Raw genomic sequence first — 22399 nt, forward strand, 5'->3', positions numbered from 1 at the left:
CGCATGATCGTCATCGACCCGGGCTCGCCGGTCCCGCCGTTCGAGCAGCTCCGCGCCCAGCTCGCCGCGCAGATCCAGGAACGCGAGCTGGCCGTGGGCACCCGGCTGCCGACCATCCGCCGCCTGGCCGCGGATCTCGGGCTGGCGGTCAACACGGTCGGCCGCGCCTACCGGGAACTGGAGGAGGCGGGGCTGATCGAGACCCGAGGCTCGGCCGGCTCGTTCGTGTCCGCGGCCGGCGAGCAGGGGCGCGAACGGGCCCGGCGCGCCGCCGCGGAGTACGCCGCCGTCATCGCCAGCGTCGGCATCGACGCGGGCGAGGCCGTGCGCATCGTCCGGGCGGCGCTAGAGGCCGGCTGACGAGCGCCAGCCCTGGAGGATCGCGGTGAGTGCCTGCTCGGCGAGTCGTTCGGTGCGGTCGGGGGCGATCGAGCCGAGGCTGCCGAGCGAGGCGATGCCGTAGAGCGCACCCCAGGCGATCTCGCAGGCCTCCTCCGGCGCGGCCAGCGGCACGCCGTGCGTGCGTGACCAGGTGGTCAGCAGCTCCGTCACGAGGCCGATGGACGCCTCCGCGGCCTGCCGGCGGGCGTCCGCGCCGATCGTGGCGTCGTTCATGGCCTGGTAGAGGTGCGGGTGCTGGTTCGCGAACCGCACGTAGGCGCGCGCGACCCGTACCATGCGCTGGTCGATGTCGGGTTCGTCGGCGGGGCCGCCGAGCTCGGCCATCATCAGGCGGTACCCGTGCCCGACCAGCTCGAGGACGAGCGCGTCCTTGCCGGCGAAGTGCTGGTATACGACCGGCGCCGTGTAATCCACGTCGGCGGCGATGCGCCGGATCGTCAGCGCGGCGGCGCCCTCGTTCTCCAGGACGGTCAGCGCCGCCTCGATGATGCGGTCGCGGGTGCCCGCCCGCTCGCGGGCGCGTCGTGTGCTGCTCGGCATGTCTGGTCTTCTCGCCTCCCGGTTCCCCGGCGACCCTAACCGTCCCGCTTGACGGTGCCCGGCCGCGCCTCTAAGTTAACGGCGTTAGGAAATCTAACAACGTTAGAAACCGAGGAGCAAGAGATGATCTACCACGTCATTCGCGCCGCGCTGAAGAAGACCGCGTCACCCGCGCAGGCCGAGGCGGCGCTGGAGAGCTGGCGGGAGACGGGCCGGTCGGTGCCGTCCGTGCGCTCCTGGGTCGTCGGCCGCGACCACGGCGGCGAGTTCGAGTACGGCGCGACGTTCGTCTTCGACGACCTCGACGGCATGTTCGAGTTCCTGATCCACCCGGCCACGCTCCGCACCGACCTGATCGGCCTCGAGCTCATCGAGAACATGCAGATCTTCGACATCAGCGACGACGACGATCCCGCCCTGGCCGACAAGATCGCCGACCTGCACCGCCGCCGCAACGCCCACAGCCCGGAGGTCTCCGGCCTGCTCGCCGACGTGCCCACCTACCTCGGCGCGGGCGTCGACGAGCGACCGTAACGGGCCGCGGCACCGCGCGCCGCCGGATCACGCGCAAACCTTCCAGGATTTCCCGCTTCCGGCGTGGTCCGGCCCGCATGCTCCCGCGGGCAAACCTCGCGGCGGGCTCCGCCTGCGCTCCGCACGCCGCATCGGAGCCGGTTCCGCGGCGCAAGGGCCCACCGGCGCCGGTCGCGCGGCCCGCCGCCGGTCAGCGCACCGGGCCCGGCCGGGCGCAGGCCAGGACGCCTCCCGGCGGCGGGTCTATCGTCGGGGTCATGCTCACCACCACGGTGCCGCCGCCGGAGCGGGCCGACGAGTTCGCCGTGTTCCAGCGCCGCTGGGACGCGATGATGGGCGAGGGCTTCCGGCTGCCGGCCTTCGCCCCGGCGACCGTGGCGGGCTGGCGCGGGGCGGACCCGCTGGCCCGGCTCGACGACGTGGTGATCAGCCGGGTCGACCGCGCGCCCGTCATCACCACTGTGGGCATGCCCGACGCGACCGCGGGCCGGGCCCGGCTGTGGATCGTGCGGCGCGGCGGCTGGACGCTGCACGACCCGAGGCGCGGTACCGCGCTCACCGTACGGGCCGGGCAGTTCCTGCTGCACCACGGTGCGACGACGCGCTTCGTCTCCGAGCCGGGCACCAGTTCCCTGCACATCGCGATGCCGGCCGCCGAGCTCGACCCGGGCCCGGTGGCCGGCCCGGCGCTGACGCCGGAGGTCCGGCTGGCTGCGGCGCACGCCGAGATGCTGCACCTGACCCTCCCCGGCCTCGGGCCCGCCGGGCTCCGGGCCGCCCGTGACGCCCTGGTCGCACTCACGCGGGCCGTGCCCCGGGGCGGGTTCGACGACACGGAGCCCTCGCTGGCACCCGCGCTGGCCGAGGCCGCGAAGCGGCTGGCCGATGAACGGCTCGCCGACCGCGGCCTCACCCCGGCGATGCTCGCGCGGGAGTTCCACGTCTCCCTGCGTACCCTGCAGAGGGCTTTCGCCGGTACGGGCACGAGCGTGGCCACGTACATCCGGGACCGGCGCCTGGAACGGGCACGCCACGATGTCGCCGCCGGCGGCCTGAGCGTCACGGAGATCGCGGCACGCTGGCACTTCACCGACGGCAGCCATCTGACCAGGGCCTACAAGCGGCGCTACGGTCACGTGCCGAGCGCCACCCGCCGGTGACGCGGCACCGGTGCGATCGCGCGGCTCAGCCGGCGGTGTACCGGTCCGAGAGCTGCACCGGGCCGTCGTCGAGATCCTGGTAGAAGAGGTCGGACTCGGCGTGGGTGACGTGCAGCCTCCAGTACTCCTCGGCGATGACGTCCGGCTCGGAGCCGGGCCGGCCCTGGCCGATGTTGGCCGCGATCGACACGTGCGCCGCGTGCACGCCCGTCCCGGCCAGCCCGGCGTGCAGGTTCAGCGCGTAGTTGCGCAGTGCGGAGACGGCGATGCTGACGTTGGCGATCTGCGGGACGATCATCCGGCTCGACACCGCGCCGGCCGTCAGCAGGATCGTGCCGGAGCCCCGCGCGATCATGCCGGGCAGCACCTGCCGGACGGCCGCGACGCTGCCGTAGAGGTGCAGCTCGATGTGCGGTGCCAGCGCCTCCACGGAGGTGTCCGCCGCGTCGGTGAACGGCGCGACGGCGAGGTCCGCCGGGCGTGGCGTCGGCGAGAACTCCAGCACCTCGATCGGCCCGAGCCGCTCCTCGGCCTCGGCCAGCGCACCGGTCAGCGCCGCCCGGTCGGTGATGTCCGCCGGGAAGACCCCCACCCGGACGCCGTCGATGCCGGCGGCGATGTCGTCGAGCGCGCCCCGGCCCCGGGCGATCAGCGCGACGTCGAAGCCCTCCGCGGCGAAGCGCGTGGCGATGGCGCGGCCCATCAGGGAACCCGCGCCGACAATGGCGATAACACTCATGGCGGCAACCGTAGGAGCGCACCTGGCCGCGGACTTGGACGTCCGCGTCACGCTGCCCGGGACATTTGCGACAATGCCGCTACCTCCACGTCCAGTTGAAGTCGGCCGTCTTCGCGCAGGACATGGTGTGGATCGGGGTTCCCGCGGCGGTGCCGAGGTCTTTCAGGGTCAGGCACGTGGTCGAGTGGCGGCCGAGCAGGCGGCCGGAGGCGAGCACCTGCCACAGCTGCCCCGCCCCGCCGTCGCAGGCCGTGACCTGCATCGGCGCCCGCTCGTCGGTGGATCCGCCGACCGCGCCGAGGCAGAGGCCGGACGTCCGGAGCGTGCCGTCCTTCTGCTGGTCCCAGTGCTGGGTGACGGCGGCGGGGTCGCAGGGCTGGACCGTGATTCTGTCGCCGGCGGTGAGGCAGAGGCCGGTGAGCGCGTTGACCAGCAGCCGGCCCGGGATGGCGGGTGCGGAGGGCGACGGCGGCGCGGCGACGGCGGCGGGCTCGGCGTCGCGGTGGACGGCGAGCGTCGCGCCGGTGGCGGCCACCGTGACGAGCAGGGCGGCGCCGAGTACGGACCAGACGCGCGGGCCGGGCAGGAACGGGCGGCGCGGGGTGCCCGGGTGCCGGGCGAAGGTGTCGGCGAATGCGGGCATCAGTGGCTCCCGGTGCGGTGCGGTGGCAGGTCGGCGAGGTCGAGGACGACGAGTTCGGCGGCACTGACGTCGGCCAGTTCGGCGACGCGCTGGGCCTGGCGTTCGGTCATCTCCTGGAAGACCTGGCGGGCCAGGCGGCCGTTGCCGAAACCGGCGCCGCGCGGCATCGCGTCGAACATGCCGGTCAGCGCGGTACGGGCGTCCGCGGTCATCTCGTAGCGGTGGCCGGCGGCCTGGTGCTCGACGATGGACACGAGTTCTTCCGCCACGTAGTCGTCGAACTCGAGGGTGCGGGTGAAGCGGGAGGCGAGGCCGGGGTTCGCGCCGATGAAGCGGCCCATCTCGTCGGGGTAGCCGGCCGCGATGACCACGACGTCGTCGCGGTGGTCCTCCATCAGCTTGACCAGGGTCGCGATCGCCTCCTGGGCGAAGTCGTTGCCGCCGTTCTGCGGGACGAGCGAGTACGCCTCGTCGATGAACAGCACGCCGCCGAGCGCGCGGGTGACGGCCGCGGTGGTCTTCGGGCCGGTGTGGCCGACGTACTCGCCGACGAGCGCGCTGCGGTCGACCTCGACCAGGTGGCCGCGGCGCAGCAGGCCGAGCGCCTTGAGCAGCCGGCCGTAGAGGCGGGCGACCGTGGTCTTGCCGGTGCCGGGGTTCCCGGCGAAGACGAGGTGGCGGCTGAGCGGCGGCGCGGGCAGGCCGGCCTCCTCGCGCAGCCGGACCGTCTGCATCAGCTTGACCATGGTGTGCACGTCGCGTTTGACGCGTTCCAGGCCGACGAGTTCGCCGAGTTCGCCGAGCAGGTCCTCCAGGTTCTCCTCGGCGGGCTCCGGGTCGAGCGGGGCGCCCGGGACCGGGGGAGGAGCGGGCAGGCCGGGCGACACGGGCGCCGGGGCCGGGGAACCCGACATGCGCGGTGCCGCGCCCTCGTCGACCGTCATCTCGGCCGGCACGTCCAGCAGGCGGCAGCCGTCGAAGACGGGCTGGGCCCGCGCGCCGACGTGCACGGCCGCGTACCCGGACGCGCGCACCTCGCAGCGGGTGTACGTGCCGCCGCCGCCCTCCGCGACGTACACGCCGTTCTTCCTGGCCCCGTCGATGCGCAGCCCGGTCACGTCCGGTCGCGCGTCGGTCCAGCAGACCAGCCCGGACCCGGCGCTGTCGCTGATGCTGCCGCCCTCGACCCGGATCGGCTCGGCGCTGTCCAGGACCATCCCGGCCACGCCCGGCGCGTCCACCCGCACCTGGATCAGCGTGGCCGCCGCGCCGGTGGCCACCTCGACGCCGACCCGCCGGGGGCGCTGCACCACGCACTCGGTGATCTCCGCGGGCACGGACGAGGCCAGCCGCAGGCCGACCTCGGTCTCGCTGACCCGGCAGCCCTGCGCCGCGACCGCGGCCCGCGCCTCGGAGTGCACGCCGTTCATGGCGAGTTCGCGCAGGTCGCAGTCGACCATCTCGACGCGGGACCCCTCGACCGCGTGCACGCCGTGCTCGGCGCCGCCCCGGACCCGGACCCTGGCCAGCTGCACCACCGCGGACGCGGCCGCGTGCACCGCGGAGTAGCGGGCGTCGTCGAGGCGGCAGTCGGTGAGCACGGCCCGGCCGGTGCCGGTGGCCAGCAGCGCGTTCGCGCCGGCCCGCCGGATCACGCAGTCCACGGCGGACAGCTGGGCACGGTCCGCGACCACGATCGCGCTGGCCGAGGCGCCGTCGATGCGGCACCCCTCCAGCTGCACCGAGGCGGCGTCGGACAGCTGCAGGCCGACCGCGCCCGCGTGGATCACGGTGTCGGTGGCGGTGGCGACGCCGTCGTCCTCGACGCGCAGCCCGGCCCGGCTGGAGCCGTCCAGGCGGGCGTCGACCAGGCGCAGCCGGGCACGGCCGCGGACCCGGACCGCAGAGCCGCGGGTGGCGTGCGTGCGCAGCCGGTGCGCGGTGAACACGGCGTCGTCGGCGATCAGCACCGCGCTGCCGGCGACCGGGCCGATGCGCAGGTCGTCGGCCTCGGCGCGGGCCTCGCCGTACACCCGGATCGCGTACGGGACCGGGCCGGACAGCTCGCAGCGCTCGAGCAGCAGCACGGCCGCGCCGGACGCCTCCACGTGCCCGTCACGGACCGTGCAGCCGCGCAGCGCCAGGCCGCCGTCCGCGCCGACGGACACGACCGGGCGGGACGGGTCCTCCCCGCGTACCGTCACGTCCTGAAGAACGCAGTCCGCGGCGCGGACGGTGACGGCGGCGGTGAGGCGCACGCTGCCCGGACCGTGTTCGGCGCGCAGCGTGACCGGCCGGTCGAGGACCAGGCTCTCGTGGTACTCGCCGGGCGGGATCAGGATCGTCTCGCCGGGCTTGGCGGCCCGGATCGCGTCGGCCAGCCTGGCCTTGCGCTTGAGGGTGGTGACCGCGCTCATGCCGCGTAGTACCAGGGGTTGTCGTGCATGCGGAACTCCTTGAGCAGGGTCGACGTGAGCGTCTTCTCGGCGATGCGCCACGGCAGCTGGAACGCGAACTCGGCGACGCCCTGGCGGTGGAACGCGCGCCCGCCGAGACCGGAGAAGAAGCCGGCCTTGAGGATGCCGCTGGTCACCGCGCCGGTGACGCCCGCGGCGGCGGCCAGCCCGCCCTCGTGGACCGCGGCCATCCCGGTCAGGTAGACCGTCTCGCCGTTCGCGGTGGTGATGCCGAAGACGTTGGCGTTCATCGCGCCGTTGACGAAACCGGTCAGGGCCGTGACCGGGATGTTGAAGCCGAAGTCGTAGGTGCCGCCGCGCCACCGGGTGGCCACCTCGTTACCGGCCCATTCGTTGCCCCAGTGTTTGTCGTGGTTGAGCGGCTTGCGGTACCACGACTTGCCGCCGTCGATGTTCGCCAGGCCGGACTTCAGGTCGCCGGTACGCTGCAGCGGCCCGAACCGGTTGTCGTGCACGAGCGCGCCGGCCGAGGTCTTGATGCCGGCGCCGACCGCCGCGTTCGCGAACGCCTTCAGCACGTCCTTGCCGTTGAACTGGGTGCCGTTGATCGCGTCGACGATCGCGTTGACGCCGATGTTCGCGGCGAATTCCAGCAGGAATTCCTGCGTGAACTCCATACCGAACTTCTGCATCGCCAGCTTCCAGTACGGCGTGTAGAGCGCCTCCGCGGTCGCGCCGATCCCGGCCGTGCCGCCGAACGGCATCCGCTGGGCCTCGCGGATGCGCCGGTTCCAGCCGCGGATCTCGGTGACCGGGCCGCGGTAGTCCAGCTCCCGGCCGACGATCCGGTCCCCCTGGTACACGTAGCCGTTGTCGGTGCGCCGGGCCACGACGATGCCGTTCACGTCGTACTGCCGCCACTGGCTGCGCCACGCCTCGGACTCCAGGAACCCGGTGCCGAACCGCTTGCGTTCCCGGACGATCGTGCCGAGGTCGAACTCCTTCCACACGCCCTGGGTGACCGTGAGGTTGGTGTCGCCGGCGGCGTACTCGCGGACCCGGCCGGAGATCGAGTGCTCCGGGATCTCCCGGACCGTGGCCCCGTTCGGGGCGACGTCGCGCCACCGGGAGGCGCCTGCGGCCCAGTCCGCCTGCCAGGTGCCGGTGCCCGGGTCAAGCCACTGGCGGGTGGTCTGACCGGCACCGTAGTCGACGATCCGGCCGTGCTTGTCGATCTTGCGCCACTCCCAGTGGTGGCCGCCGCCGGCCGCGTCCGCGGTGCGCCACGAGTCGACGTAGCCGCCGCCGTCGAGCATCCGGCGCTCGCGCACCGGGTGATCCAGGTCGCCGATCCGGGCCGTGTCGCGGAACGAGTCGTCGAACGTGGTGTGCGGGCCGTTGAAGCCGCGGCCGTACTCCCGGATGCCGTTCGCGGGCTGCCCGGGGCCGGCATTGTGGTCGGTCCAGGTCCAGCGGCGGCTGTCGGTCCGGGCGTCGTAGCCGGACCAGTTCCACTTGCCTTCGGAGGAAGGGCCGTTCGCTTCGATACGATGCCCGCCCGGCCACCGGTCGGAGCGGCCGACGATCTGCCCGTGCATGTCCTTGCGGGTCCAGGCGCCGGTGCCCTCGAACGCCTGCGACCGGGTGGCGATGTCGTCGGACGCGGCGCCCACGGCGGGCGGCCGCTCGTAGTGGATGACCGTCCCGTCGTCCATGCCGGCGCGCGCGACCCGCCACTGCCCGCCGGCGGCCTGGAACCGGTCCTCCCACACGCGGCCGGGGTGCGGACCGCCCGGCGGCACGTCGACCCGGTAGCCGGAGAGCTTGCCGTTTCCCTCGGTCCACGGCAGCCGGCCGCCCGGTGGCCGGGCCGGCGGCGCCGCGAACAGGTTGTCGCCGACCTTCAGCGTGTTCCCGTTGTCCAGCTTCCCCTCGTACCGAATCAGGCGCCCGACGCTGTTGAAGTCGTAGAAGCTGTCGTTCATCCCGACGAACCGCAAGCCGTTCGCGGACACGCCGCCCGGCGTGGTCTCGGTCCACTTGAAGATCTGGAACTTCGTGTCGGTACGCAGGAAGCGGTGCGTGTCGAAGACCGTGTTGCCCTCTTTGATCATGTTCCGCACCCACTGCGGCGGCCGCTGCTCGGTCCACCGGCTGGTCTCCAGCCGGTTGCCGTTGGACAGCGTGTCGACCTTGCCCATGTCCTTGCCGTGCGGCGACTGGCTCTTCCACGTGTTCTGCGGGACGCCGGCGCCGTCGAGGTCGAACTGCTTGTAGAGGCCCGCCGTGTCCGGCCCGTGCAGCATGCTGTGCTGCCGCTGGGCGATGCCGCCGCCGGTGACCTTGTCGGTCCAGCCGCCGCCGGTCTGCAGCTCGCGCGTGCCGTGGCCGACGCGGGCGCCGTGCTCGTCGAACCGGTTCCAGGTCCAGTGGCCGATCGGGCCGCGGATGCCGACCACGTCGCCCTTGCCGATCGCGGTCCGGATCTCGTGCTTGACCGCGCCGTCGTGGCTGATGTTCCGCCAGCCGGCCGCGTCCGTGTCGAATCGCCGCACGCCGTGGTCGACGACCGTGCCCTGGGTGGAGATCTCCGTCCAGTGCGGGCGCTGGCCGGTCTTGCCGAAGTCGTCACCGAACCGGCGGACCATGTCGAGCGTGGAGCCGCCCGGGATCATCCGCCGGTCGAACACCTCGACCCTGTTCTCCGTGGTCAGCCGGATCCGGCCGTGGTCCGCGCCGGCCGTGTCGATCTTCCCGTGCGTGAAGTGGTGGCCGCCGTTGACCGGCGTCCCGCCCTGATGCAGCCGCCAGCTGCCGTTGCCGACGTCGACCACGAACGCGTCGCCGGTCGCCCGGCCGTTACGGACCAGGTTGTACGACTGGTGTTCCAGCGCCCCGGCCGCGTCGAAGTCCCGCCACTCACCGTTGCGCACGCCGAGCGTGTCCCCGACCCGGAACCCGCCGCCGGCCCGCGGCGTCACGGTCAGGCCGGGCAGGTTGTCGCCGAGGCGCGTCTCCACCCGGCTCGCGCCCGCCCCGGCCACCACGAAGTCGCCGCCGGACCGGCCGGCCGCGTTGCCCAGCGGGACGCCGTGCGCGACGTGGGCACCGTTGGCGTCGAAGCGGTGGAACGCGGTCGTGGCCGTGTCCGTGACCTGGAAGCCGCCGCCGGCGCGCGGGTCGATCCTGAATCCGGCTCCGGCCTCGAGGTGCACCGGCCCGCCGCCCTCGGCCCGGACCGCGAACCGGCCGGGGAGCGGGTTGCCGCCGGCGTCGCGCAGCACCGTGCCGTTCGCGGTCGCGGTGCCGTCCGCGCCGAACCGGCGGAACTGCGCCGCGTCACCGACCTGGTAGGCACCGCCGTGCGGCGTGACCGTGAGGCCGGGCGCGGGCTCCAGGTGCCGGTCGCCGTTGGCGGCGGTGACCAGGTGGCCGTCGCCCGCGGGGGAGCCGTCGCCGTTGCGCAGCGGGGCGCCGGTGGACACGTGCACGCCGTTGTCGTCGTAGCGCCGGAAACCGGTCGCGTCGCCGACCTGGTGGCTGTCGTCGACGCGGGTGAGCGTGAGACCGGGGCCGGCCTCGACGGTGCGGACCCCGGCGGCATTGGTGACCAGGTGGCCGTCGCCGGCGTGCGGCAGCGGACGCCCGGTCGAGGCCAGGCCCCCGTTGGCGTCGAAGCGGTGGAACCCGGTCGTGGCCGTGTCCGTGACCTGGAAGCCGCCGCCGTGCGGTGCGGTCCGGAACCCGGCTCCGGTCTCGATCCGGACCGGGCCGCCGCCCTCGGGCCGGACCGCGAACCGGCCGGGGAGCGGGTTGCCGCCGGCGTCGCGCAGCACCGTGCCGGTCGCGGTCGCGGTGCCGTCCGCGCCGAACCGGCGGAACTGTGCCGCGTCACCGATGTCGAAACCGTCGGCCCGCATCGTCACCGTCAGGCCGGGCGGCGCCTCGACGTGGCCCGGCCCGCTGACCGGCGTGACCAGGTGCGAGGTGCTGCCGTCGGCGTTGCGCAGCGGCGAGCCGGTCGAGAGGTGGGCGCCGTCGGTGTCGTACCGGCGGAAGCCGGTCGCGTCCCCGACCTGGTAGCCGTTGTCGAGCCGGGTCACGGTCAGGCCCGGCGGCGTCTCCAGCGTGCGGACGCCGGTCGTGGTGGTGACCAGCGTGCCGTCCGCCGCGACACCGAGCGGGCGGCCGGTCTCCAGCAGCGCGCCGTCGGCACCGAAGCGGCGGAAGCCGTCCACGCCGTTGAGCTGGAACCGGCCGTTGCCGAGATCGATCGCCTGGAAACCGGCCGGGGTCTCGAAACCGCGCGCGCCGGTGCCCGCCTGGGTGACGATCGTGCCCTCCGGGGCCAGGCCGCCGTCCAGCTCGCGGAACGGCACGCCGGTCGCGGTGACGTTGCCGTCCACGTCGTACCGGCGGAACCCGCCGCCGCTCTCGATCACCTGGAAGCCGTTGCCGTGCGGCATCGCGGTCAGGCCGGGCACCGGGTCGCCGTCCCCGTCCACGACGCGCAGCGTGACCGCGCCGTCCGTGCCGGTCACCTCGACCCGGCGCCCGGTGTCCGCCAGCTGCACCGTGACGGCCGGAGCCTCCGCGGCGACCTTCGACGTGTTGCCACCGCCGCCGAGCAGGCGCGGACGTTCCTTGAGCGAGTCCATCGTGATCCGGGTCAGCCTCGCGTCCATCGAGGACGGATTGATGCCGAGCTTGTGCAGGTCACGTTCGATCCGGTCGACGCGCAGCACCGCGGCGTCGTAGGCCTTGCCGACCGCGATCTCGTACGGCCCCGGGCCCTTCGACGACTCGCCGACGCGGTCGCGCAGCGCGTTCCACTCGCCTTCGAGCCGGCCGAGGTCGCCGCGGGCCTTCTCGTACCCGGCCCAGGTCTCCAGCTTGTGCTGCCGCGAGGGGTCGTCGGCCTTGCCGAACAGATCGGCCCGCAGGTCGGAGTCGCGCCGCCACGCCGCGTCCAGCTCCGCCCCGGTCGGCCGCTGACCGGACCGGACCACCCCGAGATCATTCGAGGGTACGGCGGAGGAGTGCGCGACCGGCGCGGGCCCGGCGGGGGAGTGCGTGACCGGCCCGGACACGACGAGCTGGTGCACGGACGCAGGCGGCGGCCCGGCCTGGACCAGCGCGGCCGACGGCGGCGGGGCCTGGGTGAGCGCCGTCGGGGGCGGGCCCGCGTGCGTGGTCATCCCGCCCGGCGACACGATCATCGACTGCACGGTCGGCGGCGGCCCGCTCGTCGTCCGGGTGACCGGGGAGGGTGACGGCGCCGCCCGTACCCCCGTGGATGTGAGGTCGTCCACCGTGGACAGCGGGCCGGTGTGCCCGGTCGCGGTGACCGCGGGCGTCGACGCGGACGGCGCCGGGGCCTGCCGGACCGTGGCCGCGCCCAGGTCGAGCGCGACGTGCTGCGCGCCGGCCACGCCGGACGTGGCGTCCGCGATCCGGCCCGCCGTCGGCGTGCTGATGCTGCCGAGCGCGTGCGCCGACGTGGTGTCCGCGCCCTTGACCAGGTCCAGCGCATGGAACTGCGCGGACGGCGACGGCCCGGCGAGCTTCCCGGCGGTGGAGAACGAGCCCAGGTCCACCAGGTTGTCGGCCGTGCCGGTCGCGTGCACGACCGGGGCCGGGGCCGCGTGGATCGCGGTGACGCCGAGCGGCGGCGGCGCGGTCAGCTGCTTGATCGTGGAACTGCCCAGGTCCATCGAGATGTGCTGGGCGCCGACCGCGGACCCGGTGAAGTCCGTCAGGTGCGCGCCCACGCCGGTCGGTGCCGTGAACGAGTGGCTGACCGCGGGCCCGGTCGCGAGGTCCAGGCCCCGGAACGAGGTGGACGGGATGTGCACGGTCGAGCTGACGCCGAGCGCCCGGTCCGTGCCGGCCAGCGAGGAACCGCCGCGGTCCGCCCATTCCCCGATCCGTAGCTGCGACAGGTTGCCGACCGGGGAGTCGACCAGCGCGTCGAAGCCGCGGACCGCGTCCCCGGAGTACGTGAACGAGTCCCCGAAGGCGGTGAAGACGTTGAGCGACGGCGGGTCGAAGGAGCCGAGCCGGTCCAGCGAGCCGAGCTGCGGCATGCTCAGGTGCGACGGCGCGGCCAGGCCGCCGGAGCGCAGCTCGGTCATCCGCAGCGACACCGGGTCGACCGACTGCTCCGGCAGGAAGACGTGCGGCTTGGGCAGGCCGAAGATGTGCTTGCCCTGGAAGCCGCGGTCGACCACGGCCAGCCTCGTCGCCTTCCACACGCCCATGTAGAGCTCGTCCGCCTCGGCCGGCAGGAACAGCCGCAGCCAGCGGTTCCCGCCGAACTCCCGGTTCAGGAACGTCACGGTCGACGAGCCGAACGAGCGCATCGCCGGCGGGATCGTCGCGGCGAACGCGGGGATCCCCTTGATGCCGTTGACGACGGTCAGCCCGGCCTTGGAGACGAACGTGCCGGCCAGCGCGGGCAGCTGTCCCAGGCCGCCGCGCACCCAGAGGCCGCCGCCCTTGACCCAGCTGCCGCTGACGTGCACGAGGTCGCGCAGGCCGGGGAACAGGACGAACGGGTGGCTGATCACCTGCCGGAAGCCGTTCTTGAAGAACTGGAAGACCGCGAACGCGCCCTTCTGGATGCCCTTCCAGGTCGCCTGCGCGCCCGCCTTGATCAGCTGGAAGACCGGCACCGCGCGGGTGGTCGGGGCCAGGATGCCGAGCGCGGACAGGAAGAACTCCAGCGCGCTGGCCTTGCCGTTGGCGAAGTCGACCGCGGTCTTGATGAACAGCACCAGGTTGACACCGATCGCGAGCAGCGCGACCGGGCCGCCGAAGATGAGCGCGGGCAGGATCAGCGCGATCGCGATCCACTTGAAGATCTCCCAGAACTCCTCGCACGCGTCGACCGGCTGCTTGATGTTGTTGTACGCCCGCCGGATCTCGGCCGTGGCCGTGGTCGCCGCCCGTGACTGGGCCTCACCGGCCGCCTTCGCGGTGGCCTTCAGCGAGTCCTTCTGCGCGTCGCCGTCCGGCAGGCCGCGCGCCTGGTTGAGCGCGTTGTCCGCCCGCCACTGCTCGTCGCGCATCACGCCGACGTAGGTGTTGAGTGCCGCGGACGACCACTCGAACGCCTCCGCGATGCTCTGCACGAACCCGCGCAGCCGGCCGGAGATCTTCTCCCGGAGCGCGTCCGCGGTCGCGCCGACGAACGCGTCCTCGCCGTTCTTCTCCAGCACGGCCGCGAGCCCGTTGTCGACCTCGCGCGCGGTCTGGCCGAGGTTCCTGATGGACGTGACGACCTCGTCGATGCGGGCCGGGTCGCCCGCGGTCGGGTCGCCGCCGAGGCCGAGCACGTTCCAGTCGGTGGGGCGAGGCATGGCGTCGCGCTCCTCTGCTCGGCGGACTCGTGATGTCCACGTGCGAGCGCCGATTCCGGTTCGCCCGTCGGCGAGCGCGAACCGGAACCGGCGCTCGCACGTGGACAGGGCATGCCGGACTTCGCGATCGACTACGGACTTCTGCACGAGGCGCGCAAGGACCTGCACGCGCTCGCCGACCGGATCGGACCCCAACTCAAGGACTCCGCGTTCGCGGCCGTGGGCAGCTCCTACGGCGACGCGGACACCGTCTTCGGGAACGCGACGCTGGGCAGCGCGTTCCGCAGCCTCTACCTGCGGTCGAAGTCACCGATGGGCAAGGCCGAGGAGGATCTGCGCCAGCTCGGCGACATCTTCGGCGCGGTCGCGGACGGCTACTTCGACGTGGACGCGCAGATCGCCAACGGCATGGGCATGATGGGCGCCAGCCTCGGCCTCGACGAGTGGCGCAGCGACAAGGAGGCCTGGGACTACCTGCAGGGCCACCGGTCGGAGTGCGTGCCGGACGCCGAGGGGAAGATGCCCGACTTCTGCTCCGCCACCGACCCGGGCGCGCCGCCCACGCACTACACGGTGGAGACCGCGAACGGCTCGGTCACCACGGACCTGACGCTGGACGCGAACAACAACGTCGTCAAGGAGCAGACCACGGTCGTCGCCGGCGACCAGCGCTACACGTCCACGACCAGCTACAGCGGCAACGTCCAGACCACCGACACGGTGTACGGGGACGGCAGCACCACGCACTCGGTCACCACCACCGGCGAGCACGGCTCCTCGGTCACGGACACGACCGCCGGCGACGGCAGCACCACGCACACCGTGATCACGCTCAACGAGTCCGGCGGCGGCACCATGACCTCCACCGACGCCGAGGGCACGGTCACGACGCACACCCGCCCCGACCGCTACGCCTCCTGGCAAGAGGTCGAGGACTGACCCACCCCTACCCGCAAGGAGCGACCATGCCCAACATCTCCCTCGACTACGAGAAGATCGAGGCGACGTCCGGCCGCCTCGACGGCGCCGTGCGCGACATCCTCCCGATGCTCGAGTCGCTGCGTAGCGACGTGGGGAACCTGCTCGAGGACGGCCTGGTCTTCCAGCAGTCCAGCCCCGCGATGAAGGAGTCGTACGACAAGTTCAACACCAGCCTGCTCGCGGCGATGAAGGGCATCAACGACTTCGCCAAGCAGTTCCGCGACATCAAGAACTCGATGCAGGAGATGGACACCGAGATGGCCGGCAAGATCAAGTCCGCCGGCAGCTGACCGTCCGGTGCGGTGCCCTCGTCCGTGCGGCGGGGGCACCACTGTGGATTCGCCCTTTGGGTACCAAAACGCCCAAACATAACGTCTAGAAGTAAGCGTCTGTTCACCTTCCGTAGAGTTTTGTTCGTGGCGCCGACCTTACTGTGTGCCTGACCGTCCGCCGGGCGGCACAGCACCACAGTGGAGAGGCTGGCCGTGGACGGCGAGATCGTGGCCCTGCACCTGGTAGACCAGCGGGTGGCGCTGCACCGATACGTGGCGCGGCTGCTCGGCCCGCAGGCCCCGCACATCGAGGACGTCGTCCAGGAGACGCTGCTGCGCGCCTGGCAGCACCGCGACGCGCTGGACTGGCGCGAACGGCCGATCCGCCAATGGCTGTTCCGCATCGCGCGCAACATCGTGATCGACGAGTGGCGCAAGGACCGCACGGTCCCGGTCGGGCTCGCGGCGGACGCGTTCCCGGAACGCGCCGGCGGCGACCCGGCCGACGTGGTGCCCGACCGGGTACAACTACTCGCCGGCCTGCGCGACCTCCCCCCGGGACACCGCGAGATCCTCGGCCACGTGCACCTGATGGGCCGCTCCGGCGACGACGTGGCCGGACGGCTGCGCATCCCGGCCGGCACGGTCAAATCCCGGACCCACGGCGCCGTGCGCGCGCTTCGCCGCGCACTCGGCGACGACGAGACCCGATACAGCGGAGTGGCGGCGTGAGCGGCATCCTGAGCTGGCTCAGTACACATCGGACCCTGATCACCACGGTCCTGCTCGGCGTCGGACTGCTCGTCCTCGCGCTGGTCCTGCTGTCCCGGCTGGTCCGGCGCGCGGGCGGAGCCGCGGTGGTCCGGCGCCGGATCGGCCGCGAGATCACGCTCACCGTCCGGGCGTTCATCGACCCGGTCCGCCGGCTGCTGCGCCACCGGCGCCGGCTGCGGCACCTGGCCCGGCTGCTCGGCGACGCGCGCTCCTGGCGGGACGCGGAACGCGCGCTGGACCTGGCCCGGAGCACGGGCGCCCACCCGTACGCCGTACTGCTCGGCCACGCCACCGTCGGCGTCCTCGTCGCGGGCGGCCCGGCACCCGGCTCGTGGCACGCCGACCCGGACGACCCCCGCCTCTGGTGGTGCCCGCGCGCCGACCTCGGCGACCTCACCGGCCTCGCCGCGCCCATGCTCACCGCCGTCGGCCTGGACGACACCGGCCCCGAACCGTTCGCCGTACTGCTGGACCTGTGCGCCGGCCCGGCCTCGCTGGTCCTCGGCGGCGACCCCGCGACAGCGCGTCTCCTGCAGCGGTCGGTCGCGGCCCAGCTGGACACGCGCCTGCCCGGCGGCGTCACCGTCGGCGAGGGCGTGCACCCGCGGTTCGACGGCCCGCCCGCGGCCGAGGTCTGGTCCGCGGTGCGCCACCGGGCCGCCGGCGGCCGGCTGTCGTTCGCGGTCACGGCGGACTCCCCGGCAGCGCTGGCCACGTCCCCGGCGGACGGCCCGGCCCGGCTGATCACGACCGGCCGCGCGCACGGCCACGCCTGGCTGGTCACCACCGAACGCCTCGGCGCCGCCACGCTCGCCGGCACGCCGCTCGCCTGGGACGTGCTCTCGCTCGCGCCCGCGGTGGCCCGCACGGCCGGCGGCCTCCCACCGGTCATCGCGCCCGCCTTCTACCGCACCGCACAGGCGGACGGGCCGGTCGCGGTCTCCTCCGTGGCCCTCCCGCCGCTGCCCGCACCCCCGCCGCCGCCCTCACCGCACGTCCCCGCGGAAGCCGAGCCGGACCTGACCACGCTCGGCCGTTCCGCACACGCGCCCCAGCCGTCCCCGGCGGCCACCCGCACACCCAAGATCAAAACCGAGAGGCAGGCCGGAGGGTACGCCGGAAGCCGCGCGGAACCGACGGCCACGCACGCGGACGGACACGTCGAGGCCCGCGCCGACACGCCTGCCGCCGCGTCCCACGGCACCGCGAGCGGTGACGGGGAGCCGGTCGACGGCGCGCGGGCCGGCGGCGGACGGCGCGGCGAGCAGGCCAGGGGCGAACAAAGCGGCGGACGGCGCGGAAAGCGGTCCGGCGGGGAGCGAAGCGGTGAACGAGGCGGCGGGCAGCCCGGCGGCGAGCGAAGCGGCGTGCGGGCCGGTGACGAACGAGCCGGTGACGCGCGAGGCGGCGGCCGGGGTCGCGACGGTGAACGCCGTCCCGGGGGTGTGCTCAGCGGCGAGTCCGGCTGGGACGAGGCGCACCCCGCCCCGGTCCCGGTCCGCGAGTCCGATGAGGAGGAAGCGCCGCTCGACGACACCGCCCGGTGGGGCGTCTCCGCCGCGGGCGGCCGCGCAGAGGAACAGCACCGCTGATGGGCCGCCCACGAACACCGGCGAGCGCGCCACGCCGGCCGACTGCGGGCCGGCCGCGGGCCGGAGATCCGTCGAGCCGGCCGTGGGCCGGACCTCCGCTGGGCCGGCTGTGGGCCGGCCGCCCGCCCGGCCGGCTGCGGGCCGGACGTTCGCCGGGTCGGCTGTGGGCCGGACGTTCGCCGAGCTGGCTGTGGCCGGACGTTCGCCGAGCTGGCTGTGGGCCGGCCGCCCGCCCAGCCGGCAGTGGGCCGGACGTTCGCCGAGCTGGCTGCGGGCCTGACCTCCGCCGGGCCGGCCGCCAGCGACCGGACGCCGTCGACGTCGTCAGCACGACGTGACCGACGCCCGGAGCACGGCCGTGACGCGCACTGATCAACCCGGTATGACGACCGCCGGCACCACCGGCGGGACGGATCGGAACTACGGAACGGATCTGGCCGATGCGGCTGACGGTGACGTCGGTGGAGACCGCGCGCGGAGTGCGCCGGGACCACCTGGTCGAACTGCCCGAGAACGGCACGGTCGGCGACCTGGTCGCGGCCGTGGCGAGCCCGGTCGATCCGGGCAGGGGCGGGCTGGACGGGTTCCTGGCAGACGGTGCCGCGCGGACCGCGTACCTCGGCGAGACGGCCCTGGACCCCGAGGCGCCGGTGCGCGGCAGCGGCATCCGTCCCGGCGCGGTGATCGGCATCGGCGGCCCGGTCGTGGAGCCGGACCCGGTGCGCGCGCCCGCGCCGCTGGCCGGCCCGGCCCTGACCGAACTGCACCTGGTCTCCGGCCCGGACGCGGGCCGCACCTGGCTGCTCGGCATCGGCTCCTACGAGGTCGGCGCGGATCCGCGCTGCGCTGTCCCGCTGGCCGGCCCCGGCGTGCCGGACGGCGGCGTGTGGCTGACCGTGGCGCCGGACGGCGCGGTGACCTGGCACCGGGAGCCGGGCTTCGAGGACGAGGACGCGGTACGCCCGGCCGGTCTGCTCCCGCCGCCGGAGGTCGACCCGATCCTCGGACTGCCGCTGGACCGGACGCCGCCGGAGAGTCGCGGCGCTGACGTCGTACCCCCGGATGATGTTGATCTTGACCTTGGCGACCCGCACGCGCTGCCGGACGGCGGTGAGCTGGTCGTCGGGTCCGCGCTGCTGCGGGTGCGGCGCCTGTTCGAGCCGGACGCGGCCGTGGAGGCGGCGGCGGACGGGATCGGGGTGGACTACAACCGGCCGCCGCGGATGGTGCCGCACGTCGAGGCCGAACGGGTACGGCTGCCGAACCCGCCGACCCGGCTGTCCCGGCTGCCGTTCCCGCTGCTCATGCTCGCCGCGCCGGTGGTCATGGGCCTGGTCATGGTCGGCCTGTTCAAGTCCTACTTCTACCTCGCGTTCATCGCGTTCACACCCGCGATGGCGATCGGCAACTGGATGGCCGGCAAACGCACGAACCGGCGGCAGCAGCTGGAGGCGTGGCGGCAGTACCGGCTGCGGCGGCGCACGCTGGAGGACGAGGTCCGCACCGCCGTGCACCACGAGCGCGCGGTCCGGCAACGCAGCAGCCCGGACCCGGCCACCGCCGGCCTGGCCGCCACCGGCCCCGGCGGACTGCTCTGGGAACGCCGCCGCCGCGACCCCGACCACCTGCTGCTGCGCCTCGGCACGGTCGACCTGCCGTCGGTGACCGAGATCGACGACCCGGCCCGCGACGAGAACCACCGCCAGGTCCGCTGGACCGTGCGGGACGCGCCGGCCGGCACCGAACTGACCGAGGTCGGCGTGCTCGGCGTCGCCGGCACCGGCGAGTCCGTGCAGGCGCTCGCCCGCTGGCTGATCACCCAGACCGCGGTGCTGCACAGCCCGCGCGACGTCCGCGTGGTGGTGCTGACCGTGCCGCAGCGCGCCGCCGGCTGGGCCTGGACACGCTGGCTGCCGCACGCCCGCCCGCTGGCCGCGAACGGCCCGGTCGCCGGCATCGGCGCCGACCCGGAGAGCGTCGCCAGCCGGGTCGCGGAACTCGTCGCCGCCGTGCAGGCCCGGCAGCGGATCCTCGGCTCGTCGATGGGCCGCGCCATGTTCACCGACCCGGACATCGTGGTGATCGCGGACGGCGCGCGCCGGCTGCGCGACGTGCCCGGCATGGTGCAGATCCTCGCGGACGGCCCGCGGGTACGGATCTTCAGCATCTGCCTGGACGAGCAGGAACGGCTGCTGCCGGAGGAGTGCGGCGCGGTCGTGTCGCTGACCGGCCCGTCACTCACGCTGCGCCGCACCGGCCTGCCGGACGTGACCGGCATCCGCGCGGACCTGGTGCGCGCGGACTGGTGCGAGCCGGTCGCCCGCGCGCTCGCACCGATCCGGGACGTCAGCCCGGACAACGACTCCGGCCTGCCCGGCCAGGTCAAACTGCTGGACCTGCTCGACCAGGAACCGCCGGACCCGGCGAAGCTCGTGGCCCGCTGGCAGAAACGCCCGGCCAGCACCAGCTTCCTGGTCGGCACCGGATACGACGGCCCGCTCGCACTGGACCTGGTCCGCGACGGGCCGCACGGCCTGGTCGCCGGCACCACCGGCTCCGGCAAGTCCGAGCTGCTGCAGTCCATGGTGGTGTCGCTGGCCGCGGCGAACCGGCCCGACGAGCTCGCGTTCGTGCTGGTCGACTACAAGGGCGGCAGCGCGTTCCGGGAGTGCGCCGGGCTGCCGCACACGCTCGGCATGGTCACCGACCTGGACGCGCACCTGGTCGGGCGCGCGCTCGACTCGCTCGGCGCGGAACTACGACGCCGGGAACGGATCCTCGCGCAGGTCGAGGCGAAGGACCACCCGGCGTACCGGCAGAAACGCGCCGCCGACCCGGCCCTGCCCCGGCTGCCGCGACTGCTGCTGGTCATCGACGAGTTCGCCACGCTCGTCCGCGAGGTGCCGGACTTCGTACCCGGCCTGATCAGCATCGCGCAACGCGGCCGGTCGCTCGGCATCCACCTGATCCTCGCCACCCAGCGCCCGGCCGGCGCGGTCACCCCGGACATCAAGGCGAACACGAACCTGCGCATCGCGCTGCGCGTCACCGACGCGGTGGAGAGCCAGGACATCATCGACACCGCCGAGGCGGTGCACATCTCGCCGTCCACACCGGGCCGCGCGCTGGTCCGCTACGGGCACCGCAACGCGGCACCGTTCCAGTCCGCCTGGGTCGGCGCCTCCCGCCCGGGTACCGCCGAGGTGTCGAGAACCGCGACGGTACGGGCCGTGGAACTGCCGATGGCCCGGCTGGGCCGGCCCGCGGAACTGCCGTCGGCCCCGGACGACGACGAGGAGACCGTCGGCGAACCCGCCCCCACCGACCTGCAGGCGCTGGTCGCCGCGATCGGCGAGGCCGCGGACACGCTGACCGACTACGAGCGGCAGCCCAGCCCGTGGCTGCCCGCGCTGGACGACGTGGTGCTGCTGGACGACCTGCCGCCGGTCGGGGGCAGCAGCGTGCCGCCGCCGATCCCGTACGCGCTGGAGGACATCCCCGCGCTGCAGGAACGCCGGGTCGCCACCGTCGACCTGACCACGTTCGGCCACCTCTACGTGATCGGCGCACCGCGGACCGGACGCTCCCAGGTGCTGCGCACCATCGCCGCCTCCGCCGCCGCCCGGTGCGCCGTCCGGGACGTGCACCTCTACGGCATCGACGCCGCCGGTGGCGCGCTCGCCGCACTGGAGGCGCTGCCGCACTGCGGCGCGATCGTCTCCCGGCACGACATGGAACGGATGGAACGCCTGCTGCGCCGCCTCATCCGCGAACTCACCACCCGGCAGGAGGCGGCCGCGGCCGCGGGCTGCGCCGGCCTCGTCGAGCTGCGCCGTCAGCTGCCGGTCGACAAACGCCCGCCGCACCTGCTGCTGCTCATCGACGGCTGGGACGCGCTCTCCCCGATCCTGGACGAGCACGACCACGGCCAGCTCGTCGGCGACATCACCCGCCTGGTACGCGAGGGCGCCGCCGCCGGTATCCACGTGATCGCCTCGTCCGAGCGCGCGCTGCTCGGCGGCCGGCTCGCCGCGCACAACGACCACAAGCTGCTGCTGCGCCAGGCCGACCGCAACGACTACCAGCTGGTCGGCATCCTGCCCAGCAAGGTACCGGACCACATCCCGGCCGGGCGCGGCTGGCACGTGCTGTCGCGCACCGAGACTCAGGTGGCGCTGCTGTCCGCGGACGAGAGCGGCCAGGGCCAGGCCGAAGCGGTCCGGAAGATCGCCGCTCGCACGGTGAGGACCGGCCCCGGGCCGTTCACGGTCGCGGGCATCCCGGCCCGCGTCGACTTCACCGCCGCCTACGACCTGGTGCCGGCGGAGCACCGCCGTCCGATGTGGGCACTGCTCGGCGTCGGCGGCGACGAGGGCGGCGTGCTCGGCGTGGACCTGACCACCACGTCCGCGTTCCTGATCGGCGGCGCCTCCGGCAGCGGCCGCAGCAACGCGCTCGCGTCCGCGGCCGTGTCACTGCTGGCCGGCGGCACCTCGCTGATCGTGCTGACCCCGCGCGAGTCACCGCTGCGCGCGCTCGCCCGGCACCCGCAGGTCCGCCTGCTCACCGCCGCCGACCCGTCCGCGGACGAGGTGCAGGAGGCGCTGAAGGCGTTCGACGGCCCGCGCGTGGTGATCGTCGACGACGCCGATCTGCTCGGCAACCCGGCCGCGGACCGGGTGCTCAAGGAGGTCGCCGCGTCCGGCCGGGACCGGGGGATGGCGATCGTGTACGCGGGGGCGCTGGACGCGCTCAACCTGGCACTGGCCTCCTGGCTGCACTCGGCCAAGCGGGCCCGGCAGGGCGTGCTGCTCGCGCCCCGGTCCACGACGGAGGGCGACATCATCGGCGTACGGCTCACCACCAGCCAGGTCCGCACCGCGTTCCCGATCGGCCGCGGCTTCACCACCGCGCCGGGCGGGGCGGCCGCGTCGGTGCAGGTACCGTTCACCGAGCTGCGCTCCTGAACCGCGTCGCCACCGCT

At 74.1% G+C, this 22399-nt stretch carries 13 protein-coding genes; 8 read left to right on the plus strand and 5 right to left on the minus strand.

Going from position 1 to position 22399, the window contains the following annotated elements:
* Positions 1 to 3: 3 nt before the first annotated feature.
* The gene (locus tag OP04_RS18345) at positions 4 to 360 is read left to right on the plus strand and encodes a GntR family transcriptional regulator (RefSeq protein ID WP_033341005.1); all 357 of its coding nucleotides are present in this window, start codon (positions 4 to 6) and stop codon (positions 358 to 360) included.
* Here OP04_RS18345 and OP04_RS18350 read toward each other — a convergent pair.
* Positions 346 to 942 (minus strand): TetR/AcrR family transcriptional regulator, encoded by a 597-nt coding sequence (locus OP04_RS18350; RefSeq protein WP_033340939.1) that lies wholly within the window; start codon positions 940 to 942, stop codon positions 346 to 348. The genes OP04_RS18345 and OP04_RS18350 overlap by 15 nt on opposite strands.
* A gap of 123 nt (positions 943 to 1065) precedes the next feature.
* Here OP04_RS18350 and OP04_RS18355 point away from each other — a divergent pair, with 123 nt between their 5' ends.
* Together OP04_RS18355 and OP04_RS54675 are read left to right on the plus strand one after the other, a co-directional pair.
* Positions 1066 to 1476: a Dabb family protein gene (locus OP04_RS18355; protein ID WP_033340940.1), complete on the plus strand. Its 411-nt coding sequence runs from the start codon at positions 1066 to 1068 to the stop codon at positions 1474 to 1476.
* A gap of 257 nt (positions 1477 to 1733) precedes the next feature.
* Entirely contained in the window at positions 1734 to 2636 is a 903-nt protein-coding gene (locus OP04_RS54675) for a helix-turn-helix domain-containing protein (protein WP_033340941.1), read from the plus strand.
* A 25-nt stretch (positions 2637 to 2661) separates the two neighbouring features.
* Here the strand turns inward: OP04_RS54675 and OP04_RS18365 are convergent, their stop codons facing one another.
* The 4 genes from OP04_RS18365 to OP04_RS18380 all read right to left on the minus strand — a co-directional run bounded on the left by OP04_RS18365 (position 2662) and on the right by OP04_RS18380 (position 13796).
* Positions 2662 to 3375 carry an SDR family NAD(P)-dependent oxidoreductase gene (locus tag OP04_RS18365; protein WP_033340942.1) on the minus strand — a complete coding sequence of 238 codons (714 nt, stop codon included), beginning with the start codon at positions 3373 to 3375 and terminating at the stop codon, positions 2662 to 2664.
* Between the two features lie 79 nt (positions 3376 to 3454).
* The gene (locus OP04_RS18370) at positions 3455 to 4018 is read right to left on the minus strand and encodes an RICIN domain-containing protein (RefSeq protein ID WP_033340943.1); all 564 of its coding nucleotides are present in this window, start codon (positions 4016 to 4018) and stop codon (positions 3455 to 3457) included.
* Positions 4018 to 6435, minus strand: coding sequence for a right-handed parallel beta-helix repeat-containing protein (locus OP04_RS18375; protein ID WP_033340944.1), 2418 nt, complete (start codon positions 6433 to 6435; stop codon positions 4018 to 4020). The genes OP04_RS18370 and OP04_RS18375 overlap by 1 nt, the downstream gene beginning before the upstream one ends.
* The gene (locus tag OP04_RS18380; protein ID WP_033340945.1) at positions 6432 to 13796 is read right to left on the minus strand and encodes a hypothetical protein; all 7365 of its coding nucleotides are present in this window, start codon (positions 13794 to 13796) and stop codon (positions 6432 to 6434) included. The genes OP04_RS18375 and OP04_RS18380 overlap by 4 nt, the downstream gene beginning before the upstream one ends.
* 111 nt (positions 13797 to 13907) lie before the next feature.
* On the opposite strand from OP04_RS18380, the gene OP04_RS18385 reads away from it, so the two are divergent.
* The 5 genes from OP04_RS18385 (at position 13908) to OP04_RS18405 (ending at position 22382) form a co-directional block, all read left to right on the plus strand.
* A complete protein-coding gene (locus tag OP04_RS18385) occupies positions 13908 to 14735 on the plus strand; it encodes a hypothetical protein (RefSeq protein WP_033340946.1) in 828 nt (275 codons plus the stop codon).
* A gap of 26 nt (positions 14736 to 14761) precedes the next feature.
* Complete coding sequence (locus tag OP04_RS18390; protein ID WP_033340947.1) at positions 14762 to 15067, plus strand: WXG100 family type VII secretion target; 306 nt, start codon at positions 14762 to 14764, stop codon at positions 15065 to 15067.
* A gap of 180 nt (positions 15068 to 15247) precedes the next feature.
* Positions 15248 to 15781, plus strand: a complete 534-nt coding sequence (locus tag OP04_RS18395; RefSeq protein WP_051798259.1) for a sigma-70 family RNA polymerase sigma factor — start codon at positions 15248 to 15250, stop codon at positions 15779 to 15781.
* Positions 15778 to 17415 carry a hypothetical protein gene (locus OP04_RS49805; RefSeq protein WP_051798261.1) on the plus strand — a complete coding sequence of 546 codons (1638 nt, stop codon included), beginning with the start codon at positions 15778 to 15780 and terminating at the stop codon, positions 17413 to 17415. The genes OP04_RS18395 and OP04_RS49805 overlap by 4 nt, the downstream gene beginning before the upstream one ends.
* Before the next feature lie 440 nt (positions 17416 to 17855).
* Positions 17856 to 22382 carry an FtsK/SpoIIIE domain-containing protein gene (locus OP04_RS18405; protein WP_033340948.1) on the plus strand — a complete coding sequence of 1509 codons (4527 nt, stop codon included), beginning with the start codon at positions 17856 to 17858 and terminating at the stop codon, positions 22380 to 22382.
* Positions 22383 to 22399 lie beyond the last annotated feature (17 nt).

This window comes from Catenuloplanes japonicus, assembly GCF_000717135.1.
GTDB classification, from domain to species: domain Bacteria; phylum Actinomycetota; class Actinomycetes; order Mycobacteriales; family Micromonosporaceae; genus Catenuloplanes; species Catenuloplanes japonicus.

What these genes read in the sequence shown, in the direction of transcription:
- OP04_RS18375 (WP_033340944.1), bottom strand. Translation starts at nt 6,435, where the DNA reads ATGAGCGCGGTCACCACCCTCAAGCGCAAGGCCAGGCTGGCCGACGCG.
- OP04_RS18370 (WP_033340943.1), bottom strand. Translation starts at nt 4,018, where the DNA reads ATGCCCGCATTCGCCGACACCTTCGCCCGGCACCCGGGCACCCCGCGC.
- OP04_RS18390 (WP_033340947.1), top strand. Translation starts at nt 14,762, where the DNA reads ATGCCCAACATCTCCCTCGACTACGAGAAGATCGAGGCGACGTCCGGC.
- OP04_RS18345 (WP_033341005.1), top strand. Translation starts at nt 4, where the DNA reads ATGATCGTCATCGACCCGGGCTCGCCGGTCCCGCCGTTCGAGCAGCTC.
- OP04_RS18350 (WP_033340939.1), bottom strand. Translation starts at nt 942, where the DNA reads ATGCCGAGCAGCACACGACGCGCCCGCGAGCGGGCGGGCACCCGCGAC.
- OP04_RS54675 (WP_033340941.1), top strand. Translation starts at nt 1,734, where the DNA reads ATGCTCACCACCACGGTGCCGCCGCCGGAGCGGGCCGACGAGTTCGCC.
- OP04_RS18355 (WP_033340940.1), top strand. Translation starts at nt 1,066, where the DNA reads ATGATCTACCACGTCATTCGCGCCGCGCTGAAGAAGACCGCGTCACCC.
- OP04_RS18365 (WP_033340942.1), bottom strand. Translation starts at nt 3,375, where the DNA reads ATGAGTGTTATCGCCATTGTCGGCGCGGGTTCCCTGATGGGCCGCGCC.
- OP04_RS18385 (WP_033340946.1), top strand. Translation starts at nt 13,908, where the DNA reads ATGCCGGACTTCGCGATCGACTACGGACTTCTGCACGAGGCGCGCAAG.
- OP04_RS18380 (WP_033340945.1), bottom strand. Translation starts at nt 13,796, where the DNA reads ATGCCTCGCCCCACCGACTGGAACGTGCTCGGCCTCGGCGGCGACCCG.
- OP04_RS18405 (WP_033340948.1), top strand. Translation starts at nt 17,856, where the DNA reads ATGCGGCTGACGGTGACGTCGGTGGAGACCGCGCGCGGAGTGCGCCGG.